This is a genomic window from Aquamicrobium sp. LC103 (assembly GCF_001014615.2).
Lineage (GTDB): Bacteria > Pseudomonadota > Alphaproteobacteria > Rhizobiales > Rhizobiaceae > LBCQ02.
In genome coordinates, this window is record NZ_LBCQ02000009.1 from 1 (window position 1) to 18,196 (window position 18,196).

The 18,196-nt window shown below is 57.4% G+C and carries 16 protein-coding genes; 7 read left to right on the forward strand and 9 right to left on the reverse strand.

Annotated features, from left to right (window positions below; genetic code table 11):
* A partial coding sequence (locus XW59_RS17495; protein ID WP_137327053.1) for an autotransporter outer membrane beta-barrel domain-containing protein occupies nt 1-1,255 on the forward strand: 1,255 nt, incomplete at its 5' end.
* 396 nt (nt 1,256-1,651) lie between these two features.
* Here XW59_RS17495 and XW59_RS17500 read toward each other — a convergent pair.
* The 6 genes from XW59_RS17500 to XW59_RS17525 form a co-directional block, all read right to left on the reverse strand.
* A complete protein-coding gene (locus XW59_RS17500; protein ID WP_281406238.1) occupies nt 1,652-2,413 on the reverse strand; it encodes a HipA domain-containing protein in 762 nt (253 codons plus the stop codon).
* Entirely contained in the window at nt 2,410-3,147 is a 738-nt protein-coding gene (locus XW59_RS17505; protein ID WP_170990172.1) for a response regulator transcription factor, read from the reverse strand. The genes XW59_RS17500 and XW59_RS17505 overlap by 4 nt, the downstream gene beginning before the upstream one ends.
* Nucleotides 3,148-3,215: 68 nt before the next feature.
* Nucleotides 3,216-3,992, reverse strand: a complete 777-nt coding sequence (locus XW59_RS17510) for an SDR family oxidoreductase (protein WP_047146691.1) — start codon at nt 3,990-3,992, stop codon at nt 3,216-3,218.
* Nucleotides 3,989-5,701: an acetolactate synthase catalytic subunit gene (locus tag XW59_RS17515; RefSeq protein WP_047146692.1), complete on the reverse strand. Its 1,713-nt coding sequence runs from the start codon at nt 5,699-5,701 to the stop codon at nt 3,989-3,991. Before XW59_RS17515 ends, XW59_RS17510 begins: the two co-directional genes overlap by 4 nt.
* Nucleotides 5,702-5,711: 10 nt before the next feature.
* Nucleotides 5,712-7,055: an aspartate aminotransferase family protein gene (locus XW59_RS17520; RefSeq protein ID WP_047146898.1), complete on the reverse strand. Its 1,344-nt coding sequence runs from the start codon at nt 7,053-7,055 to the stop codon at nt 5,712-5,714.
* 76 nt (nt 7,056-7,131) lie between these two features.
* A complete protein-coding gene (locus XW59_RS17525; RefSeq protein WP_047146693.1) occupies nt 7,132-7,836 on the reverse strand; it encodes a GntR family transcriptional regulator in 705 nt (234 codons plus the stop codon).
* 269 nt (nt 7,837-8,105) lie between these two features.
* Between XW59_RS17525 and XW59_RS17530 the strand changes: the two genes are divergently transcribed.
* The 5 genes from XW59_RS17530 (at nt 8,106) to XW59_RS17550 (ending at nt 13,707) form a co-directional block, all read left to right on the forward strand.
* The gene (locus tag XW59_RS17530; protein ID WP_047146694.1) at nt 8,106-9,215 is read left to right on the forward strand and encodes an ABC transporter ATP-binding protein; all 1,110 of its coding nucleotides are present in this window, start codon (nt 8,106-8,108) and stop codon (nt 9,213-9,215) included.
* Nucleotides 9,212-10,123: an ABC transporter permease gene (locus XW59_RS17535; RefSeq protein WP_047146695.1), complete on the forward strand. Its 912-nt coding sequence runs from the start codon at nt 9,212-9,214 to the stop codon at nt 10,121-10,123. Before XW59_RS17530 ends, XW59_RS17535 begins: the two co-directional genes overlap by 4 nt.
* Entirely contained in the window at nt 10,110-10,967 is an 858-nt protein-coding gene (locus tag XW59_RS17540; RefSeq protein ID WP_082137658.1) for an ABC transporter permease, read from the forward strand. Before XW59_RS17535 ends, XW59_RS17540 begins: the two co-directional genes overlap by 14 nt.
* A 143-nt stretch (nt 10,968-11,110) precedes the next feature.
* Entirely contained in the window at nt 11,111-12,106 is a 996-nt protein-coding gene (locus XW59_RS17545) for an extracellular solute-binding protein (RefSeq protein WP_246666141.1), read from the forward strand.
* Between the two features lie 35 nt (nt 12,107-12,141).
* The gene (locus tag XW59_RS17550) at nt 12,142-13,707 is read left to right on the forward strand and encodes a M81 family metallopeptidase (protein ID WP_170990173.1); all 1,566 of its coding nucleotides are present in this window, start codon (nt 12,142-12,144) and stop codon (nt 13,705-13,707) included.
* Here the strand turns inward: XW59_RS17550 and XW59_RS17555 are convergent.
* The 3 genes from XW59_RS17555 to XW59_RS17565 all read right to left on the reverse strand — a co-directional run bounded on the left by XW59_RS17555 (nt 13,702) and on the right by XW59_RS17565 (nt 16,474).
* Nucleotides 13,702-14,211: a GNAT family N-acetyltransferase gene (locus XW59_RS17555; RefSeq protein WP_082137660.1), complete on the reverse strand. Its 510-nt coding sequence runs from the start codon at nt 14,209-14,211 to the stop codon at nt 13,702-13,704. The genes XW59_RS17550 and XW59_RS17555 overlap by 6 nt on opposite strands.
* Nucleotides 14,212-14,246: 35 nt before the next feature.
* Nucleotides 14,247-15,518 carry an aminotransferase class I/II-fold pyridoxal phosphate-dependent enzyme gene (locus XW59_RS17560; protein ID WP_047146900.1) on the reverse strand — a complete coding sequence of 424 codons (1,272 nt, stop codon included), beginning with the start codon at nt 15,516-15,518 and terminating at the stop codon, nt 14,247-14,249.
* A gap of 245 nt (nt 15,519-15,763) precedes the next feature.
* A complete protein-coding gene (locus XW59_RS17565) occupies nt 15,764-16,474 on the reverse strand; it encodes a response regulator transcription factor (protein WP_047146699.1) in 711 nt (236 codons plus the stop codon).
* Between the two features lie 322 nt (nt 16,475-16,796).
* On the opposite strand from XW59_RS17565, the gene XW59_RS17570 reads away from it, so the two are divergent.
* Nucleotides 16,797-17,717 (forward strand): nucleotidyltransferase and HEPN domain-containing protein, encoded by a 921-nt coding sequence (locus XW59_RS17570; protein ID WP_047146901.1) that lies wholly within the window; start codon nt 16,797-16,799, stop codon nt 17,715-17,717.
* Nucleotides 17,718-18,196 lie beyond the last annotated feature (479 nt).

An 18,196-nucleotide genomic window follows, 5' to 3' on the forward strand; every position in this document is an offset into this window, starting at 1 on the left:
CGCGGTGCTACGTTTCACCCTTTCCAACGCGACCGGAACATCGGAGCCCGGCACGATCACCTTGACCATTATCGGGCGGCCGGACCCCTCGCAAGACCCGGAGGTGATCGGATTGCTGAGCGCACAGGCTGACGCAGCCAGACGCTTCGCTCGGGTACAGACGCGCAACTTCAATGATCGGCTCGAGCAGCTTCACGACGAAGGTGATCGCCGCAGGAACAGCATGAATGTACGCCTTGGCATCGTGCAGTCCGACCGAACCAGCCGTGCCGAGCGCGAGATCCAGCGCATGATAGAAGACGGGCACGGCGCCAATGCCGAAAACGTCGTTCAGGGGCTGCTCGCCTATGGACCCGAGGGCGCAACCGGCGCCAGAAGCTCTTCCGGGGACGAGAACGGCGCCCCTGCCACAACCTTCGCGTCACCCGATCTCGGCTCATTCGCGGTCTGGACCGGCGGCTTTGTCAATTTCGGCGAGCGCGAAAATGGTGGCCTCGACATCGACCATACGATGGTCGGATTGAGCGGTGGTGTGGACTACCGCTTCTCGGATAAGTTCGTGGCGGGCTTCGGAGCAGGCTACGGGCGCGATCGAAGTGATATCGGCGGGAACGGTACGGAAAGCCGTGCCAGCGCATATAGTGCCGCCATCTACGGCAGCTACAAGCCGTTCAGGAACGTCTTCATCGACGGTCTGATCGGCGGCAGCTGGCTCGACTTCGATTCCAACCGCTACATCACCTCCACGGGCGACTTCGCGAGCGGGACCCGCTCCGGACATCAGTTCTTTGGATCAGTGACGGCCGCGTACGACTACCGGGACGACACTTGGCTCATATCGCCGTACGGCCGCATCGAGTTTTCCCGCTCCTGGCTCGACGGCTTCACCGAAAAGGGCAGCGACAGCATGGCCCTGCGCTATGGCGACCAGACCGTCGACTCCGTGTCGGGCGTGCTCGGTCTGAGGGCCGAGTACACCTTCATGCTGGACTGGGGAACGCTCACTCCCGGCGCGAGATTCGAGTATACGCATGACTTCATCGGCTCAAGCCGCGCCCATCTTGGCTATGCCGATCTTGGCGGCCTGCCTTATGTCGTCGAGATCGAATCCGCGGAGCAGAACTACGCCACGCTTGGCCTGTCGCTCGACGCCACACTGCCGCAGGACTGGTCGCTGGGATTCGACTATCGCACGTCCCTGGGCCGCGATCAGCAGGATCACGCTATCGGATTGCGGGTCGGGAAAAAATTCTAGGATGAAACGGAATGCCGGCTGCGGCTTCGCCGCAGGTAACCCACCCTTAATTCACTGCCAGTCCTCAAGGTCTGCTTTGGGGGTGGTTTCCAGACCGTCTGCTTTAGATTAGCGAAATCGGACAGCAGACGAACCGGAAATCTATCTCGTTAGAAAGCTGCTCTGATCGCGTCAGCATTCTATGCCTCAAGGATGGCGAACTGCTCGGCGAGTGAAAGACGTGGATTATGCTCGGCAATGAACCGGTTACCCCGCCCTATGCTGAAAAGTCGCACTTCGGCGAGAACCTACACCGCAATCTCTGTCGGTATCGCATTTGGGAAAAGAAGAGCGACCTGGGTCCGTTCAAAGTCACGCCACATGTCGGAGTCGGACGGAATTTTCGGGTATCTAGCCTCATACACGCGCTTCTGCGACCAGTGCAAGCGTGTCGAGCCTTTGGATCAGTCGATGCGCTCGCGCGTCACCGAGAAGGTCTTTCACCGCCGGCGGCCATCGATCGCACGCGTGATTGACTACCGTCCGAACTTCCCGCTCGATCCAATCGGGATCGAGCCGCAGGAACTCGGCGACACGCCGGAAGCGTCGGAACGTAACGTTTGCGAAACTGTGGGTTCCGGCAAACCTCAGAGCGAGCGTGTCGCTCGGCGCGTAAAGGACAGTTGGCACGATGTCGTAGGCTGGCGAAAGCCGAATCTCGCCGGGCGCGGGGAAGATGAAGGACCAGTTCTTCAGGTGGTTGTCGCCATTGCCGATCAGCACATCGGCGATGATGCGTCGCATGCCTTCCAGAACGTCGGCCCTCCAGTCCGTGCTAAACCGGCGGATCATGTTCAGGATCGTCTCGTAGGTCGCCATCGTGTATTTACGCTCTCCCACGGCGCCGATGATCTGCCCCCCATCCTCGATGTGGATGCGCCTGCCGCCGCCCGGTCGGTCGAACCGGTCGACCACGAGCGCCATCGGTCCATCGCTGAGGAAAGCGTCGGGAATACCATCAATGGCGCTCGTTGAAATCAAGCGACACGGAGCCGTTTCGACACCGATCATGCGGCACAGCATCATCGCCGCGTGTTCCGCTTCCGGCAATCCCGGGTAAAGGGTGGGCGGAACCTTCATGATGCAACGGCCTTCCCCTGCAGGGGCAGGCGCCGTCAGCCTCTCTGAAAAACGTCTGAACCTGGATTCCTCGTGTTTTTATGCGGTTGTAATACGTAACCCACGAAACGCACTGTACGAATCATCTCGGATCCGGTGATGGCGTGGAGGCGTCTACGTAGTCTTGCGATATGAATATCGACCGTCCTTTGCTTGACGCATGCGGTGTCGCGCCACGCCGCGGCTATCAAGTGCTCACGACTGAGAATTCGATTGGGCGATTTCAGAAAACACGCCAGGAGCCGGAAACCAATTGGCGGCAGCCCAAAGTGACGGCCGTTGTAGCGAACACGTTGAGCCTCCAGATCCATCTCGAGGACGTGCTGACGTAGTGATTTGCCTTCAGCCAGAACGCCCAGTTCACCATCGGCCGAAGCACCATTTGGCTGATGGCGGAGAAACTGGAGCAATCTTGAGGGCGCCAGAGGTCTTAGCATTCCCTCATCAACACCGGCCTTGATCAGCTTCATGTATTGGGCATTACCATCGGAAGGAATGAGCGCGGCGACCGGTGTCGATTGTCCTCCAAGCTTGAGGCGTGCGCATATCAGGGAGGATTCGTTGTCAGGCGTGCAATCCAAGATCACGGCGTGAAGCCTGCCGACCTTTAAAAGGTGATCCAGGTCCTCGACGTCAACCAACAGGCGCAGATCGTATCCTTCAGCCTCAAGAATATGCCGTAGCAGAAGGTACAGTTCGGGATCGTTCGAGTTCAGCGCCACGAGAGATTTCATAACCATCCCCTGGTTTGGACATGGCTGCCGCGGTACGCAACTTGCCGATGTGCCATAGCTGATTCCTTCTAAGTCGGAGCGACCTCGCCGCCATTGACGTCGATCACCGCCCCATTGATGAAGCCTGCATTCTCAGACGCCAGAAATTCGATTACGGCCGCGACATCGTCTGGCTCGCCGAGACGGCCGATCGGAATTCTGCTCAACGCTTCCTGGTTGGCGGGAGCCTCATGCGAGCCTGTCATGCCGGTCAATATCCGCCCCGGCGCTACGAGATTGATCGTGATGCCACTCGGTGAATAGGGTTCGATCAAAGCCTTCGTCAGGCCAGCTAATGCCGCCTTGGATGCGACGTAACTCGCGCCCGCTATTTTTGGCCTGGTTCGCGCAGCCACGGAGCCGAGCAATATGATGCGGCCGAAACCGTTCTTCATCATCCCAGGACCGACCGCTTGGCAGCAGAGCATTGTGCCGGTTAAATTCACTGTCAGCACAGCGTTCCATTCATCCAGCGTGATCCCGGAGAATTCCACGGCGCCATTTGGCCCTTTCGGGGAAATCCCAGCGTTACAAACGAGGATGTCGGGTGTGCCCCATTCGCGCTCGACCTCCTCAAAGAAGGATCTTATAGCCGACACATCCGCAAGGTCGACGGTGCGAGCGAGCACGCATTGCGTTGGGTATTCGCTTTCGAGAACCTTGCAGGCGGTTGTCACGCTCTCCCGCCGCTGGCTGAAGATTGCGACCCGGTGTCCTGCATTTAAAAGGCGCTTGGCTGTCGCCAAGCCTATGCCGGTCGTTCCACCTGTTACGACGGCAACCCGTGTTTTATGTGTCTGCATCATGCCGCCTCGTCCAATTCGGCAAAGAGGGAAAGTGGGGGTCTCGCTTGGGGATCCGTCATGACCTCGATGAGAAAGGGCTTCTTGCTGCCTAACCCGTAACGCAATTGCGGCTTGAGCTGAGCAGGATCGGAAATGCGCACGGCCTCGCAGCCACACGCTCGCGCAATCATTGCGTGATCCACATCCCCCAGAGTGCATGCCGACGTGAATGCGCCGAATTTCACGGTCTCCGCATCCCGTTGAAAGCCGAGGATGCCGTTGTTCAGGACGATGATCGTGACGGGAAGGTTCGCGCGAACCATCGTCTCCAATTCGCTCCAGGAATGGGCGAAGCCGCCATCGCCGACGACAACCACGACAGGGTGCTCCGGCCGAGCGGCTTTTGCGCCCATCGCCAAGGGCACGCCCCAGCCCAGACCGGCAAGTCCGCGTGGTGTCAAGAATCGCATTCCTGGCGCAAAGGCGCGCAACTGGCCTACCACCCACATGGATGAGTAGCTCGCATCCGCCACGACAGTGGTTTGCGCCGTCATGCACGTCTGTAGATCAGCCATCACCTTTTCGGGACGAATTGGGATGGCCTCGGTCAAGGAGAATGCCTCTCTTTCATTTTCGAAGGCATCCCAGAAGGTTTTGATGCGCGATGCAACAGCCGTGCGTGACGCCCTTCGCGCAGAAAGGTCGAGTTGCCCAAGATGGTCGCACAGTGCGGCCAATGTTTCGGAAGCGTCCCCCACCAGCCGCAGGGCCTCATATGTGCGTCCGATTTCGACTGGATCGACGTCGATGTGTATTACCGTTGCACCCTTGGGTATCTGTTTCCAGCTGTCGGTACCGTTCTGGTTGGTTCTAGTTCCGATCAAAACCACCAAATCGGCCTCGCTCACCATGGCAACCGAATGGCATCCCAGCGAGCGCGGTCCAACCAGTGAGCCCAGCACGCCAGCCGATAGAGGATGATGTTCGTCTACGCTGCCCTTGCCCATATTGGTCGTGAAAACTGGAAGAGCGCATTCTTCCTGCAGTCGACGAAGTTGACCGGCCGCGCCACTGCCGTGAACGCCGCCGCCGGCGATAACGACGGGTGATTTCGCTGCGGCGATAATTTTTGCCGCACGAGCAATCTCTCTTTCAGCAGGTCGCACGCGATCCAGTGGCCATCGGCCAAGCGAAGCGGAACGGACGAAACCCGGCTCGGGGGCAGGCTCGCGCAGCAGATCGGCGGGCAAGATCAGAGCTGTTGGGCCTGGGCGCCCCGAACCGGCGATTGCGAAAGCAGCATCTATGTAATCATCGATGCGTTCTGCCACGACGACCTTGCGCGCCCACTTGGTGCAAGGCTGAAACAGGGCTAGATGATCGAATTCCTGGAAGGCGTTTCTGTCGGTCTGATCACGCTCGACGTCCTGGACAAGCGCGACTATTGGAACACTTGCCTTGAGAGCTTCCGCGAGCGGTGGCACCAGCAGCGTTGCCGCGGGTCCATTCTGGGCGGCAACGACGCCAATCTTTCCCGAGCGACGTGCATAGCCGTCCGCCATGGCGCCACCCATATTTTCCTGGCGATAGGCAATTTGCCGAATGCCGAGATCTTCTGCGGCCAGGATGATTGCCGATGGGAGGCTTTGAGCAAATATGTGGGTGACATCGTGACGCTGCAGCGCGCGGGCGATCCGTGCGGCTACTGTTTGTGTCGGCTCTATGGACATTTGTTCGCTCTCAATTCTTGGTGGCGTTTTCGGCGATGAAGTCTTCGAAACAGCCGACGATTTTGTCGACGTCCTCATCATCCATCGCCGTTGAGAGGCAGGCCGCCGCCCCGACGGGCAACAGAATTCCGTGATTAAGGAAATGCCTTGAGAGGCGGTTCATCACAGCCGTTTCCGAGGGGCTCATGAAAGCCTCCCTGAACTGCGAGGGAGGCGCGGATTTGGGATGGATCCTAAACAGAGACGCCGCTCCGGTGACGGAGAACGCGCACTCACTTTCATGGATGATGGCGGCAAGACCGCGCCTTACACGCTCGCCCATTGCCTCGAGCCGGGCGAATTCAGCTACGGTCATCGCGTTCATTGCTGCGTAGCCGGCAACCATGGAAACCGGGTTGGCGGAAAATGTGCCACCTTGCGGTAGTCTCGGCTTGATATCCGGTGCTCCGAAAACCCGCATGACCTCCTCGCGGCCTGCAATGGCGCCGATGGGAAATCCTCCCCCGATTATCTTGCCCAGCGCGATTAGATCCGGCACCAGGCCATAACGATCCACCGATCCGTGATAGCTCTGCCGGAAGTTGAGGACCTCATCGGCAAGAATCAAGATTCCGTATTTGCGCGCGCTCGACTGGAGCATCTCGATGAATTCTGGTGCGGGCGCCATCAGTCCCGCCCTGCTGGGCATTGGATCTATGACGATGCAGGAAAGTCTGTCGGCGGCCGTCGCGATGCGTCTTTCGGCGCCTTCAACGTCGTTGAAGCGCAAGACCGTCACGTCTCCGGCGACCGTTTCCGGCACCCCGTGGCAAAGCGGAACCGCCTCGGGGCACTCGTCGGGGCCCCAATTCGAAGGCGTGCCGCCCTGCCCTGTCTCGGCCCAGTCGTAAGCGCCGTGATAGGCACCTTCGATCCGCGCGATGCCCGGCTTTCCTGTGAATGCGCGCGCCGCCTTGATGGCGAACATCACTGCCTCTGTTCCGCTATTGACGAACCGTATTCTGTCCGCGCTCGGTATGCGGCCGAGCAGCAGGTCCGCTAGCGCTATTTCGTGCTCTGTCGGATTGGCGAAGCACGTGCCTCGTTCCAACTGGGAAGCGACGGCTTGCATGACAGGTGCGTAACGATGGCCATGAATTAGGGTGGTGTAGTTGTTATTCAGATCGAGTAGTCGCCGCCCGTCCGCGTCGATCAGGTACGCGCCTTCGCCACCGGATACGTAGAGGGGTGTTGGATCCCGCTCCACCGTTACGCGGGTTGTTCCATCGGGAAATACACGAAGCCCTGCCCTGAAGAGTTCTTCTGATCTCGATGAGCGCGCGCTTGAGGCCGGCGCGGGATCGCAATAACGCATTTGCTGCATCTCCTGTGATGAATGACAGAATGTTGCAACAAAAAATCATACATGCGACACTGGCGCAACAATTTTGTTAGAAGATGGCCTCATTCTCGGCGGAGCGTTCGCGGTTCGCCTTCTTCATCCGCCTGTAGCCATCGCGGATATCGCTTTCAATCGCCGCGCGAACCGCGGCGCCGTCTCGTTCCAAAAGCCCTTCGATCGCCGCCATGTGGTTGTGCACGCCGTATTTGGCCTCGGCGAACTCCGGATAAAGATCATTGAACGACGCCCCGATCCTGAGCCACAGGGTTTCGATCGTTGTGATGAGATGAGGCATTTGCGACAACCGATAGATCAGGAAATGGAACTCTTTGTTGCTCCACAGCGCATCGGCATAGCGCTTGGCATCGAGCGCGACATCGATCTGGCCCTGCATTTTCGTGAGCTTATCAATGTCGTCTTGCGTCACGTGCAAGACCGATCTTTCCGCGGCCAACCCCTCCAGCGCGAGGCGCATTAATGTAATCTCTTCAAGGGTTTGCTGGCTGATGAAGGGAACGATTACGGTTTTGGGCCCCGCATAGACCAACGCACCCTCGAAGGTGAGCCTGTTAATGGCATCCCGCGCGGGCGTGGAACTGACGCCAAGAGCATCCGCCAGAGCGCGAACGGTGAGCTTGCGGCCGGGCTCGAAGGCGCCACGTATCAGCCTTTCCTTGGTTTGCTGATAGACGACCTCGCCCAGCCTGACGGGCTGCCTGTCGTCAGTTTGCGCATCGTCGGCGTTATCGGCCATTTCTTTTCTCCTGTGCGTTGACATTATAACAATTTTGTTGCATCAAAAAATGGCAAATGAAGCCTTTGCGCGATTGTGTAACAACAACATAACACGACTGACATGAATCGTCGCGTAATCGATTTGAATGAATCGGGCTAGCCGAGCGTGTGTTTGGTGTTGGCTCGAGACCTTCCGCGTTCCCGCCGATCGGCGCGAATGAGTGGAACAACGCCGCCCGCGCGCCACGACCGCGAGACATCACAACGAGAATACAGAGGAGGAATGGTTTGATTGGACAGGTCCTTGCCCTGCAGAAACTCAGAAAACGCTACAATGATGCTGTCGCGGTCGACAATGTTTCACTTGAAATTCAGGCGGGGGAATTTGTTTCGATCCTGGGACCGTCCGGATCAGGGAAAACGACGCTATTGGCGATGATCGCCGGCTTCGAGCGTCCATGCGAAGGCAGCATATCGATCGGTGCTCGCGATGTGACAGCGCTCGCGCCAAATCACCGCAACATCGGCATGGTATTCCAGAAGTACGCGCTGTTTCCACATTTGACCGTGGGCCAGAACATTGCATTTCCCCTACAGATGCGCGGTCTGAAGCGGACATTGATCGCAGACCGCATCAAGCGCTCGCTGGAACTCGTTCAGCTCGGCGAATACGAGCGTCGATACCCTCACGAACTTTCCGGTGGACAGCAACAACGGGTTGCCGTTGCGCGCGCGACGGTTTTCGAGCCTCCAGTCCTTCTCATGGACGAGCCGCTTGGCGCGCTCGACAAGAAACTTCGCGAAACCATGCAGCTCGAGATTTCGAGGCTACAAAAGCGGCTTGGCGCCACAGTGGTTTATGTGACGCATGACCAGGACGAGGCCCTGACCATGTCCGATCGCGTTGCAGTCATGTCCAAGGGCAACCTGGTGCAGATCGGCGAGCCCGTGGAGCTTTACCAAAGGCCACAGTCGGCGTTTGTTGCCGATTTCATAGGCAAGATGAACTTTATCGACGTGGAGTATCTGGCCGACCGGCACGACGCGTGCACGGTGCGTTTAAACGAGACGGTCACGCTTTCCGTACCCCGCCTGGGAGCCAATGAGCGTGCCCGCGTCACGAAAGGTGATCTGGTGCGCCTCGCCGTCAGGCCTGAGCGATTGAGCATCGTAGAGACAGAGGCAACGGACACAATCCAAGGCATCGTTGAATCCAGCGTCTTCGTCGGTTCGTTTCAGCTTGTCTTGGTGAGGATTAACGCCAGGGGCAATCCCGTGATGCAAGTACAGGTTCCGATCTCCAGTAGCACACCCTTCGTCCGTGTCGGCGAAAACGTCGGAGTGGCTGCAAAAAAGGACGCCTTCCATGTCTTCGCGCCAGCGGCGACCCAGCCATGAGGAAATTGTCACCGATCGCCCGTGATGGTGTGCGCCGTCGCTTTCGACAGGCGTTTACCCAAACCTCGTTCCGGCATTATTCAACGGCACTATCGCTCTACCTGCTCGCCCCGTTGTTTGCGGTTCTTATCGCGGGATTCCTTTATCCGATCGGACATCTCGTCAAGTTGAGCCTGTTCAGCCCGGGTTTGGATTTCTCTGCCTACATACGTGTTTTTGAAACACCTCTCTACATGGCGGTGATGGCGCGTACTTTTCGGGTCGCCCTCGCGGTGACGGTGCTGAGCTTGCTTCTCGGATTTCCGGTCGCCTTTGCGATGGCCCGCCTAAAGGGACGTCTGGCGCTGGTCGCAGGCGCGGCGGTATTCGTCGCACTATGGTCGCCGGTTCTTGTCCGGTCGTACGCCTGGATCGTCCTGTTGCAGCGCAATGGAATGGTCAATCAGTTCCTGACCGAGACCGGCATCACCTCCGAACCATTGAGACTGATCTACAACGAGAGCGCCGTGATCCTCGCAATGACGCATGTCTTGATGCCTTTCATGATCCTGCCGATATTCGCAGCGCTGCGATCAGTTCCTGGAGAATACGCGCTCGCAGCAAGGAACCTCGGCGCAACCGCCACTCGGGCGTTTTTCCGTGTCACGCTACCATTGTCCCTACCCGGCGTGTTTGCGGGGTGCGTCATGTGCTTCATTCTCGCCCTCGGCTTTTACATCACTCCGGCCCTCATTGGCGGCCCGGGTACGTTGATGATGGCGACATTGATCGGCCAGCAGGCGACCGCGCTTCTCGACTGGCCGTTCGCGGCCGCCCTTTCGACGGTACTCCTCTGCCTGACGCTCTTTTTCGTCCTGGTCTTTCGCAAAGTGCTCTCGTTCAACAGGGGATTTCATGGTGTCGGCTGAATCAAACACGCTCGGTCGAGCGCAAGGCGGAGCTCCTATCGGATTTGCTCGATTGCCTGATCCCTACTGGCGCGCGCTTGTCACATTGCTCATCGGATCCGTGCTGGGAGCCATCTTCTTTTTTCTCGTCCTGCCGACACTGATCATAATTCCGATATCCCTCAACACCTCCAACTATATCGAGTTTCCGCCAAAAGCTTTGACGCTTCACTGGTACCGCGCGTATTTCAACGATCCCGACTGGATGGCCGCAACATTTTTCAGTCTCAAAATTGCGATGGCCACCACTGTTGCCGCCACCATCATCGGAACGATGACGGCTATCGCACTGGTTCGTGGCAATCTCCCCGGCAAATCGATCCTGCAGGCGCTGACGTTCAGCCCGATGATCGTCCCGCATATCGTGTTGGGCGTGGCACTTTACCTGGTCTTCGCGCCGCTGCGGCTTACGGGCAATTTTCTCGGCTTTCTGATCGCGCACACCGTGCTTGCGGTTCCTTATGTCGTCCTCACCGTCATGGCCGCATTGCAACGCTTCGATTTCACCATCGAACTGGCCGCGCTTAGTTGCGGCGCCAGTCGCCTGCGCAGCTTTTTCAGCGTGGTACTGCCCAACATCGCACCCTCGATTGCGATCGGTGCGGTGTTTGCCTTTCTGTCGTCGTTCGACGAAGCAACCGTTGCGTTCTTCATCTCCGATACCGGCGGCAAAACAATCAGCCGCAAGATGTTCGAGGACATCGACTTCAATCTCACTCCGGTGATTGCCGCGGTGTCCACCATCATGGTCGGCCTATCCGTGTTTCTCATGGCCATCATTCATCATGTGAAAGCGCGAACCTGACTGAAACGCCGCAGGTTTCCAATTCCACCAATCAGCAGCGAGGAGGATCATCAATGAACCTATGCGTCGAAAATCAAACGCGAAAGAAAGCCATTCTACTGGCCGTCTCATATGTCGCATTTTCCGGAGTGTTTGGAACCGTGATGGCGACAGCTGCCGAAAAGGTTGTGATCGCCACGACGGGTGGCGCGTACGAACGCGCACTTCGCGAAGCCTGGTTCGATCCCTTCTCCGAGCAGACTGGAATAGAAGTGGTGACGGTCGCCGGCACGAATGCCGAAATGCGCGCAAAGGCGGCCGCAATGGTCAGATCCGACAATGTGAGCTGGGATCTTTACCTGCAGGGAGACATTCAGGCGAGTTCTGACGAGCACGCGCAGTATGCACAGGATCTATCGGGATTTTGCGATGAGCAGTTTTCCAATAATGCTGATCTGACGGAGGATGCCTGCACAGCGGCCGGCGTGCGGCTTTTGTCCAATGCAACCCTGCTTGCTTACAGACAGGATGCGTTTGACGGGGCGGCTCCCGAGAGCTGGGCGGATATGTGGGATCTGGATCGTCTTCCGGGCGGACGCTCTTTTCCGAACTTCGACGATCCCTGGCGCGTCATGGCCGCCGCGCTCCTTGCGGATGGCGTCAGCCGCGAAGAGCTATTTCCCCTCGACATAGATCGCGCTTTGGCAAAGCTCGACAAAATCCGACCAGCCGTCTCTCTATGGTGGAAAAGCGGAGATCAAAGCATGCAAGGTTTCCGCCATGGCGAGTACACGATCGGACAAATCTGGCTCACCAGGGCCAAGGCCCTGAAAAGCGAAGGCCATCCGATCGCATGGACGCACAAGGCATCCTTTCTAGTCGGTGATCGCATCGCACTGATCAAGAATGCGTCGAACCAGGACAACGCACTACGCCTGTTGGAATACTGGCTGAATTCACCGCAGGCGCAGGCGCAAGTCTGTGACGTCCTTTCCTGTACTCCACCCAGCGAGGCGGCAATGTCGATGATGTCAGACGAGGCTCGAGACGACATGCCAAGCACCGAAGAGATCGAGAACCATGTCGTCGTCCCCGACGCCAAATGGATCAACGACAACGCCGCATTGATGCTGGAACGCTGGAACAGCTGGATTCAGTAGGCCGCAAAGTGACGTCATTGGCAGGGGATCAATCGATGAAGAACAAACGTGTACGCGTCATGGTCGCGCGTTTCTGGCATGAATCGAACGGGTTCAATCCCAAATCGACTTCGGCGGGTGATTTTCAGATCTGCGCGGGAAACAGCCTGGTGGAAATTGCTACGGCTTCGGGTTCGACGCTTGGCGGTATGATCACCGAATTTCAACGGTACGACGTGGATATAATTCCAAGCATTTCCGTGACCGCGCCTCCGAGCGGGCTTGTGGACCACGAATTTTTTGAATGGGTTAAGTCAAGGCTCATTTCAGACGCGCTGGAAAATAAGCCCGATGCCATCGCGCTGGAGCTTCATGGGGCGATGGGGACCACAAGACTTGCCGATGCCGAGGGTGATCTGCTGAAGGGCTTGCGCGAGGCGGTCGGCGAAGTCGTGCCGATCGGAATCGGCCTCGATCTGCATGCCCATCTCACCGATGCGATGATCGCCCCCGTCGATATATGCATCGCATGCAAGGAAAACCCGCACTCAGACGTCGTCGAGTGCGGGGAAAAGGTGGCGAGGTGTCTGCTGGCGGTACTTGGTGGCGAATTGCGGCCTGTCAACACGCTTGCGAAACTACCCATGATCCTGCCTGGCGCGGCCGAAACCGCCAACGGTCCGCTGCTTGAAATTCATGAGCATGCCCGCAATGCCGCACGCGCCGACAACTCGATTTGGGATATCTCGGTCTTTAACGTCTTTCGCTATGTCGATGATTTCGACATCGGTCAGGCGGTCATCGTCCTAACCAACGGCGATCAAGAGAGCGGGTTGGTCGCGGAAACCATCGTCAAGGACTTCTGGCTGAAGCGGGCACGCTTTCAGGATGAACTGGTGGAGATCGACGAAGCCTTGGCGCTGATGGCCGCCCGTCAATCGCGACGGCCATATGTATTGGCGGACATGGGAGATCGCGTGCTCGCTGGTGCACCCGGTGACAGCACTGCGATACTTGCCGCAGTTCTTAAACGCAGGGATGGTCTACGGGGTGCGCTTCCGGTGACCGACCCGGCCGGCGTCAAGAAGGCGTATGAGTGTGGACGAAACAGCGAAATCACTCTTGCGATCGGCGGTTCGATCACGCCCGGCTTTACGCCATTGTCCGTCACGGGACGGGTTGTACATTTGAGCGACGGCCAATTCGTCCTTGATGGTCCTTTTCAAGGCGGTGAGCCATGCTCCATGGGGCCAACGGCGGTGATTGAAGTCGACGGGCGGCTCTCGGTGATCCTGACAACGGGATCTGCTTTCAGCCATGATCCCGCGGTTTTCACTAGCCAAGGCATCGACATTGCTTCATTGGACTTCCTGGTCGTCAAGTCAGGCTATCATTTCAAACTGAACTTCGCTGAGCAGGCGACACCGCTTTTGGTTCGCAGTCCCGGAATCGGCTATTACACCAAGAGAACGCTCAGATACGAAAAGGCCCGATTCTGGCCCGAGCACGACATTGGCGAGCCGTCCGTCAAAGTAACGACCTATCGCGATCGACACACTCTTTCTCCGAGAGCTGACGCCAGCGGTGCTGTAGTGACGCTCGACTTAAGGGTGCCATCATGAGTTGTGATCCACCTCATAATATCGATAGTTCACGCCTCTGTGTTCCATCATTTTGTGATAAGTGAAGCCAAGCTTCTCGAGAACGCGCTGCGACTGATTGTTGGACGGACGAACCACGGCCACGAGCTTTTGAAGCTTGAGCCGCGAAAAGGCGTCCTCGATCACGGCGTCGGCGGCCTCCGAGGCCAAACCTCGTCCCGAAGACGTTTCTGAAAAGCAGTACCCCAGTTCCACATCCATCTTTCCAAAATCGCGCAGGCCACAACGACCTGCAAAGTGAAGATCTCCACTGGGTTGCTTTTCGTAGACGATGAAGAATCCAAAGCCGAACCGTTTCCATTCATCGAGGTAAAGAGCAAGGCGATCGTCGCTTTGCGAACGTGTCATGGTTTGCCCGCTGGCCGTGAGACGCACGACCAGCGGGTCACAATGAAGTCTGTATAGCGCGTTCGCATCAGAGGTGCGTACCTGCCGCAAGAACAGCCGTTCGGTCTCTATAAGCACCGGTGGTTTCCTTCAGCGCCCTTTCAGGCCGAGCATCACGAGTCTTGGGGTGACGGAACCAAACCGCCGCCCAGTATCATCCGTATCGACGCGCAGAGAGATTTGATTTCATCGACGGTGTGGCTCGCAGTCGGGCATATGCGCAGTCCCGATCGGCCTTTGGAGACCGTGGGAAAGAAGACCGCGGATACATAATGTCCATTGTCTAGAATTGCCTTGGCAGCGCCGATCGTCGTCAGTTCATCTCCAATCGTCACCATTCGAATAGGTAAGGATTTCTCGTGTTTTGTAGCGAGTAGTGAATCGAAAAGTTCAAGCCTGTCTTGCAAGAGCTTCTGGAGATCAGCGAGCTTCGAACTTCCATGCAATCGCGCCGAGGCCAGCGCCGCGCCGACCGCGGCCAGATTGGGGGAGGCTGAAAACGCATGAGCAACGGCGAAATTGCGAAACAGCTCTTCCTGATCGCGCGTGCCGAGCATGAGCATCCCTCCGGACGCCCCGAACCCTTTGCCGAGCGAGGCGGCAACGATGGTTCGTTCGCCTAAACGATCCGGCATTTTGGATCTCGCGAGGCCCTCTCCATGTTTGCCAAAGAGCGAAATGCCGTGCGCATCATCGATGTAAAGGAACAGGCCGTAACGCTCCTGCAGCGCCAGCAGATGTTCAATGGGGGCCGAGCCGCCCATGGAGTAAACGCCATCGCATATGTAGGCGACGTTCTCGCGGGTACGGCAAAGCTCTTCAAGCGCCGACATGTCGTTGTGTGGAATCGTCGCCACCTCCGTCTCGTCGGCGATGGTGGCCTTGTGAAAGGCGAGTGTCGCATGAGCGTGTCGATCGAAGACGATCAGCGGCTTTTTCTGGTTGGTTAGATGACCCGACGCCAGCAAGGGCAACGCTCCCATATTGGCTGCCAACACGCTGGAGTATGTGATCACGCGGGCCGAAAATAGCGAGGAAAGTGTTTCTTCCAGTTCGCCGATAAGATTGAAATTCAAACGCGTGCGCGCGCATGACCAATGTAGGGCGCGGTACTTTCTGACGGCTTCGATCGCGCCGTCGATGATTTCGGGGTGGTTGTCGAGACCAAGATAGGAGCAACGTACGAAATCGACGATACGGCGGCTGTGCTTTTGGCCCAATTCCAACTCTACGCTGCGGCCGGCGAGAGGTCGCGCGTAGATTGCCATCAAGCCCTCGAGCCGTGCGGTCGTGAAGTGTGGAGTCGCGTGGTTTATCAAACTGCGCGTGTTGCGTTTGTGATGTTTCAACTCAACATTCGCTTCGGCAAGGCGACGGTCAACCACGCATTCCTCCCACAGCTTTCCGACGGGCTGCACGACGGCCTGCCATCAAAGACAGGTTGGTGTGCCCGCCTGGGTCACTTTTGAATTGGAGGCATATAGTCTACGGGTTCTCGTAGAACTCCATAAACTGAGCGCAAATCTTTTGAGAATTTTATCGTGTTCGGAACCAATTATTATCGCCACTGTTGCTTACGGTTTGCACGGCGTCGCTCAAGACGTGTAATTTGAAGCTGAAACTAAATTTATTACGCTTCTGCGTTTGCGTCGAGAGCGTATCCTGCCGAGCGCACGGTACGAATCATATTCTTGCCAGTAGCCTTCACTAGCGCGTGGCGCAGCCGGCCTATATGGACATCAACCGTTCGAAGCTCCACGTGGATGTTGTCGGGCCAGGCCGTTTCGATGAGTTCGTCACGACCAAACACCTTGCCCGGGTCCAGCATCATCACGCATAGGAGCCGGAACTCCAATTGGCGCAAGGCGACCTCCTTGCCGTCGTATCGAACGCGATGCTTGCGTGGAAACAGTTCCAGCTTGTCGAACCTGAAAACGTCGTCGAGCATTTTCGAAACGGGAGAAGTGCCCTCACCAGGATACACAGCCATTCGAAGGTAGCTTAGAAGTTGCCCGGGATCGAAAGGCCGGACAAAACTCTGCGCAACCCCCGCCTTGAGGAGCTCCATGTGCTTGTCCGCCAGATCGCCCGGCAGGCTGGCGATGATGGGGATGTCTTCCGTGACAGCTTCGCCTTTCAAGCGTTTGCAGATGTCGGGAGCTTCTGGGAGGTCTGTGCCGCAATCGAGTATGATTGCGGCTGCGGCCTTCTCGGCCGCGAGCGCGATCACTTCGTCAGCGTCTTGCGCGAGTTCGACCTCGAAACCATCGGCCTTCAGGATATGACTGAAGACAAGGTAGGACCAAGCGTCCTGGGAGCATACGAAAATGAGCGGCTTCATCAAAATCCCTTGGTTCACTGGAAGAATTCATGAATCAAGACTATGATTTGATGCAACAAAATGATCAAATGGAAGGGAAGTAAGCCTTCATTGTCCTCACAATCGCGTTAGAATGCTATTTTTGAAGCGGTTTCCGGTTTAATGATCCCTTTGACGCAACATAATATGCAGCCGGAGGAGAATATTTGCGAATTGGAGAACCTCTTTTCGCTGCCTTCGATATTCCGTGCGAGCCGGATCGGTTTCTGCCGGGGTAGATTCAGGCGCAACCATAACTTATTGATTCGACAAAGCCCAAAGTCGCCGAGATGCTCGATCGATGATGAAATCCAGCCTTGATCATCTGCCGGAAAAGAAGCGGCGCGAGCTTGCCCGCATCGTCGAGATCTTCCTGGAGGAATTCGAAGACGCGCTCTCGGGCGGGTCGTCCGAGTTCAAGAAGAAGGGCAGGATCCTCAAAATCATTCTGTTCGGCTCCTATGCCCGCGGCGACTGGGTCGACGAACCGCACACGATGAAGGGTTATCGCTCCGACTATGACATCCTGATCATCGTCAACAACCGCAAGCTGACGGACTATGCCAGCTACTGGTACAAGGCCGCCGACCGGCTCTTGCACGACAAGGGCGTTTCGACCCAGGTCGGCTTTATCGTGCATTCGCGCCGTGAGGTGAACACCGCCCTCAGGCAGGGCCAGTATTTCTTCTCCGATATCCGCCGTCAGGGCATCGTGCTCTACGAACTCGACGACGAGCCCCTCGCCGAGCCAAAGCCGATGTCGGCAGTTGAGGAATACCAAAGCGCCAGACATCATTTTGATAATCGTTTTCACCATGCTACGGTTTTCGCTGACGTTGCACAGTTCTGCCTATCTAAACACGAGCTCAACCACGCGGCATTCGAGCTCCATCAGGCGATCGAGAGTGCGTATTCCACCGTGCTGCTCACCCTCACCAACTACAGTCCGGCCTCGCACAATCTGAATTTCCTGCGCACGCTTGCGGAAGGGCGCGATCGCCGGCTCGCGGAAGCTTGGCCGCGTGATCAGCAGCGCTATCGCGCCTGGTTCAACACGCTCAACGAGGCCTATGTGAAGGCACGCTATTCCGAGCACTATCAGATCAGCGAGGAAGCCCTGCAATGGCTCGGCGAGCGCACCGCCATCCTGCTCGGCCTCGTCGAGGAGGTCTGCAAGGAACGCCTCGATACGCTCTCAGCGGAAGCCGGGCAGCATAACGACTGACCCATCCGAAGAAGGACCGAGACAAGAGACGACCACTCTTTTAGACAGGCAAGCACCAGCGGCCAGGGACGACACGAAGATCACATGAGGCGCCCCGCCCTCATGTCGTGGCTCATTTTCGATGGGTTGAAACGTCCGGCCAAACAGTATCCGCCCCGCGTCGGACACTTGCGGGAGTATCTTGCATGCTTGCCATTCCCACCCGTCAGACCAACTCTGAAAACGCCGGCCCGATCGAAGCTGGTGAGACCGCGGCGCGTGCTCTTCACAGTGACAAGGCTGCCCTCGCCGCCGCATGGTGTGCCTTTTCCGCTCGCTGTGACGGCCGAAACGAGGATTATCGGTTCTGGCTAGCCGTCTTCATAAGGCTCGCACCACCTTCAAGAAGTGCCGAGTACCGGCAAAAGAATCATCCATTTTGACGTCTGTAGCGGTGGCTTTGCGGCGCGGCCGCCGGCAGCGGATGCAGTTCCGTATCG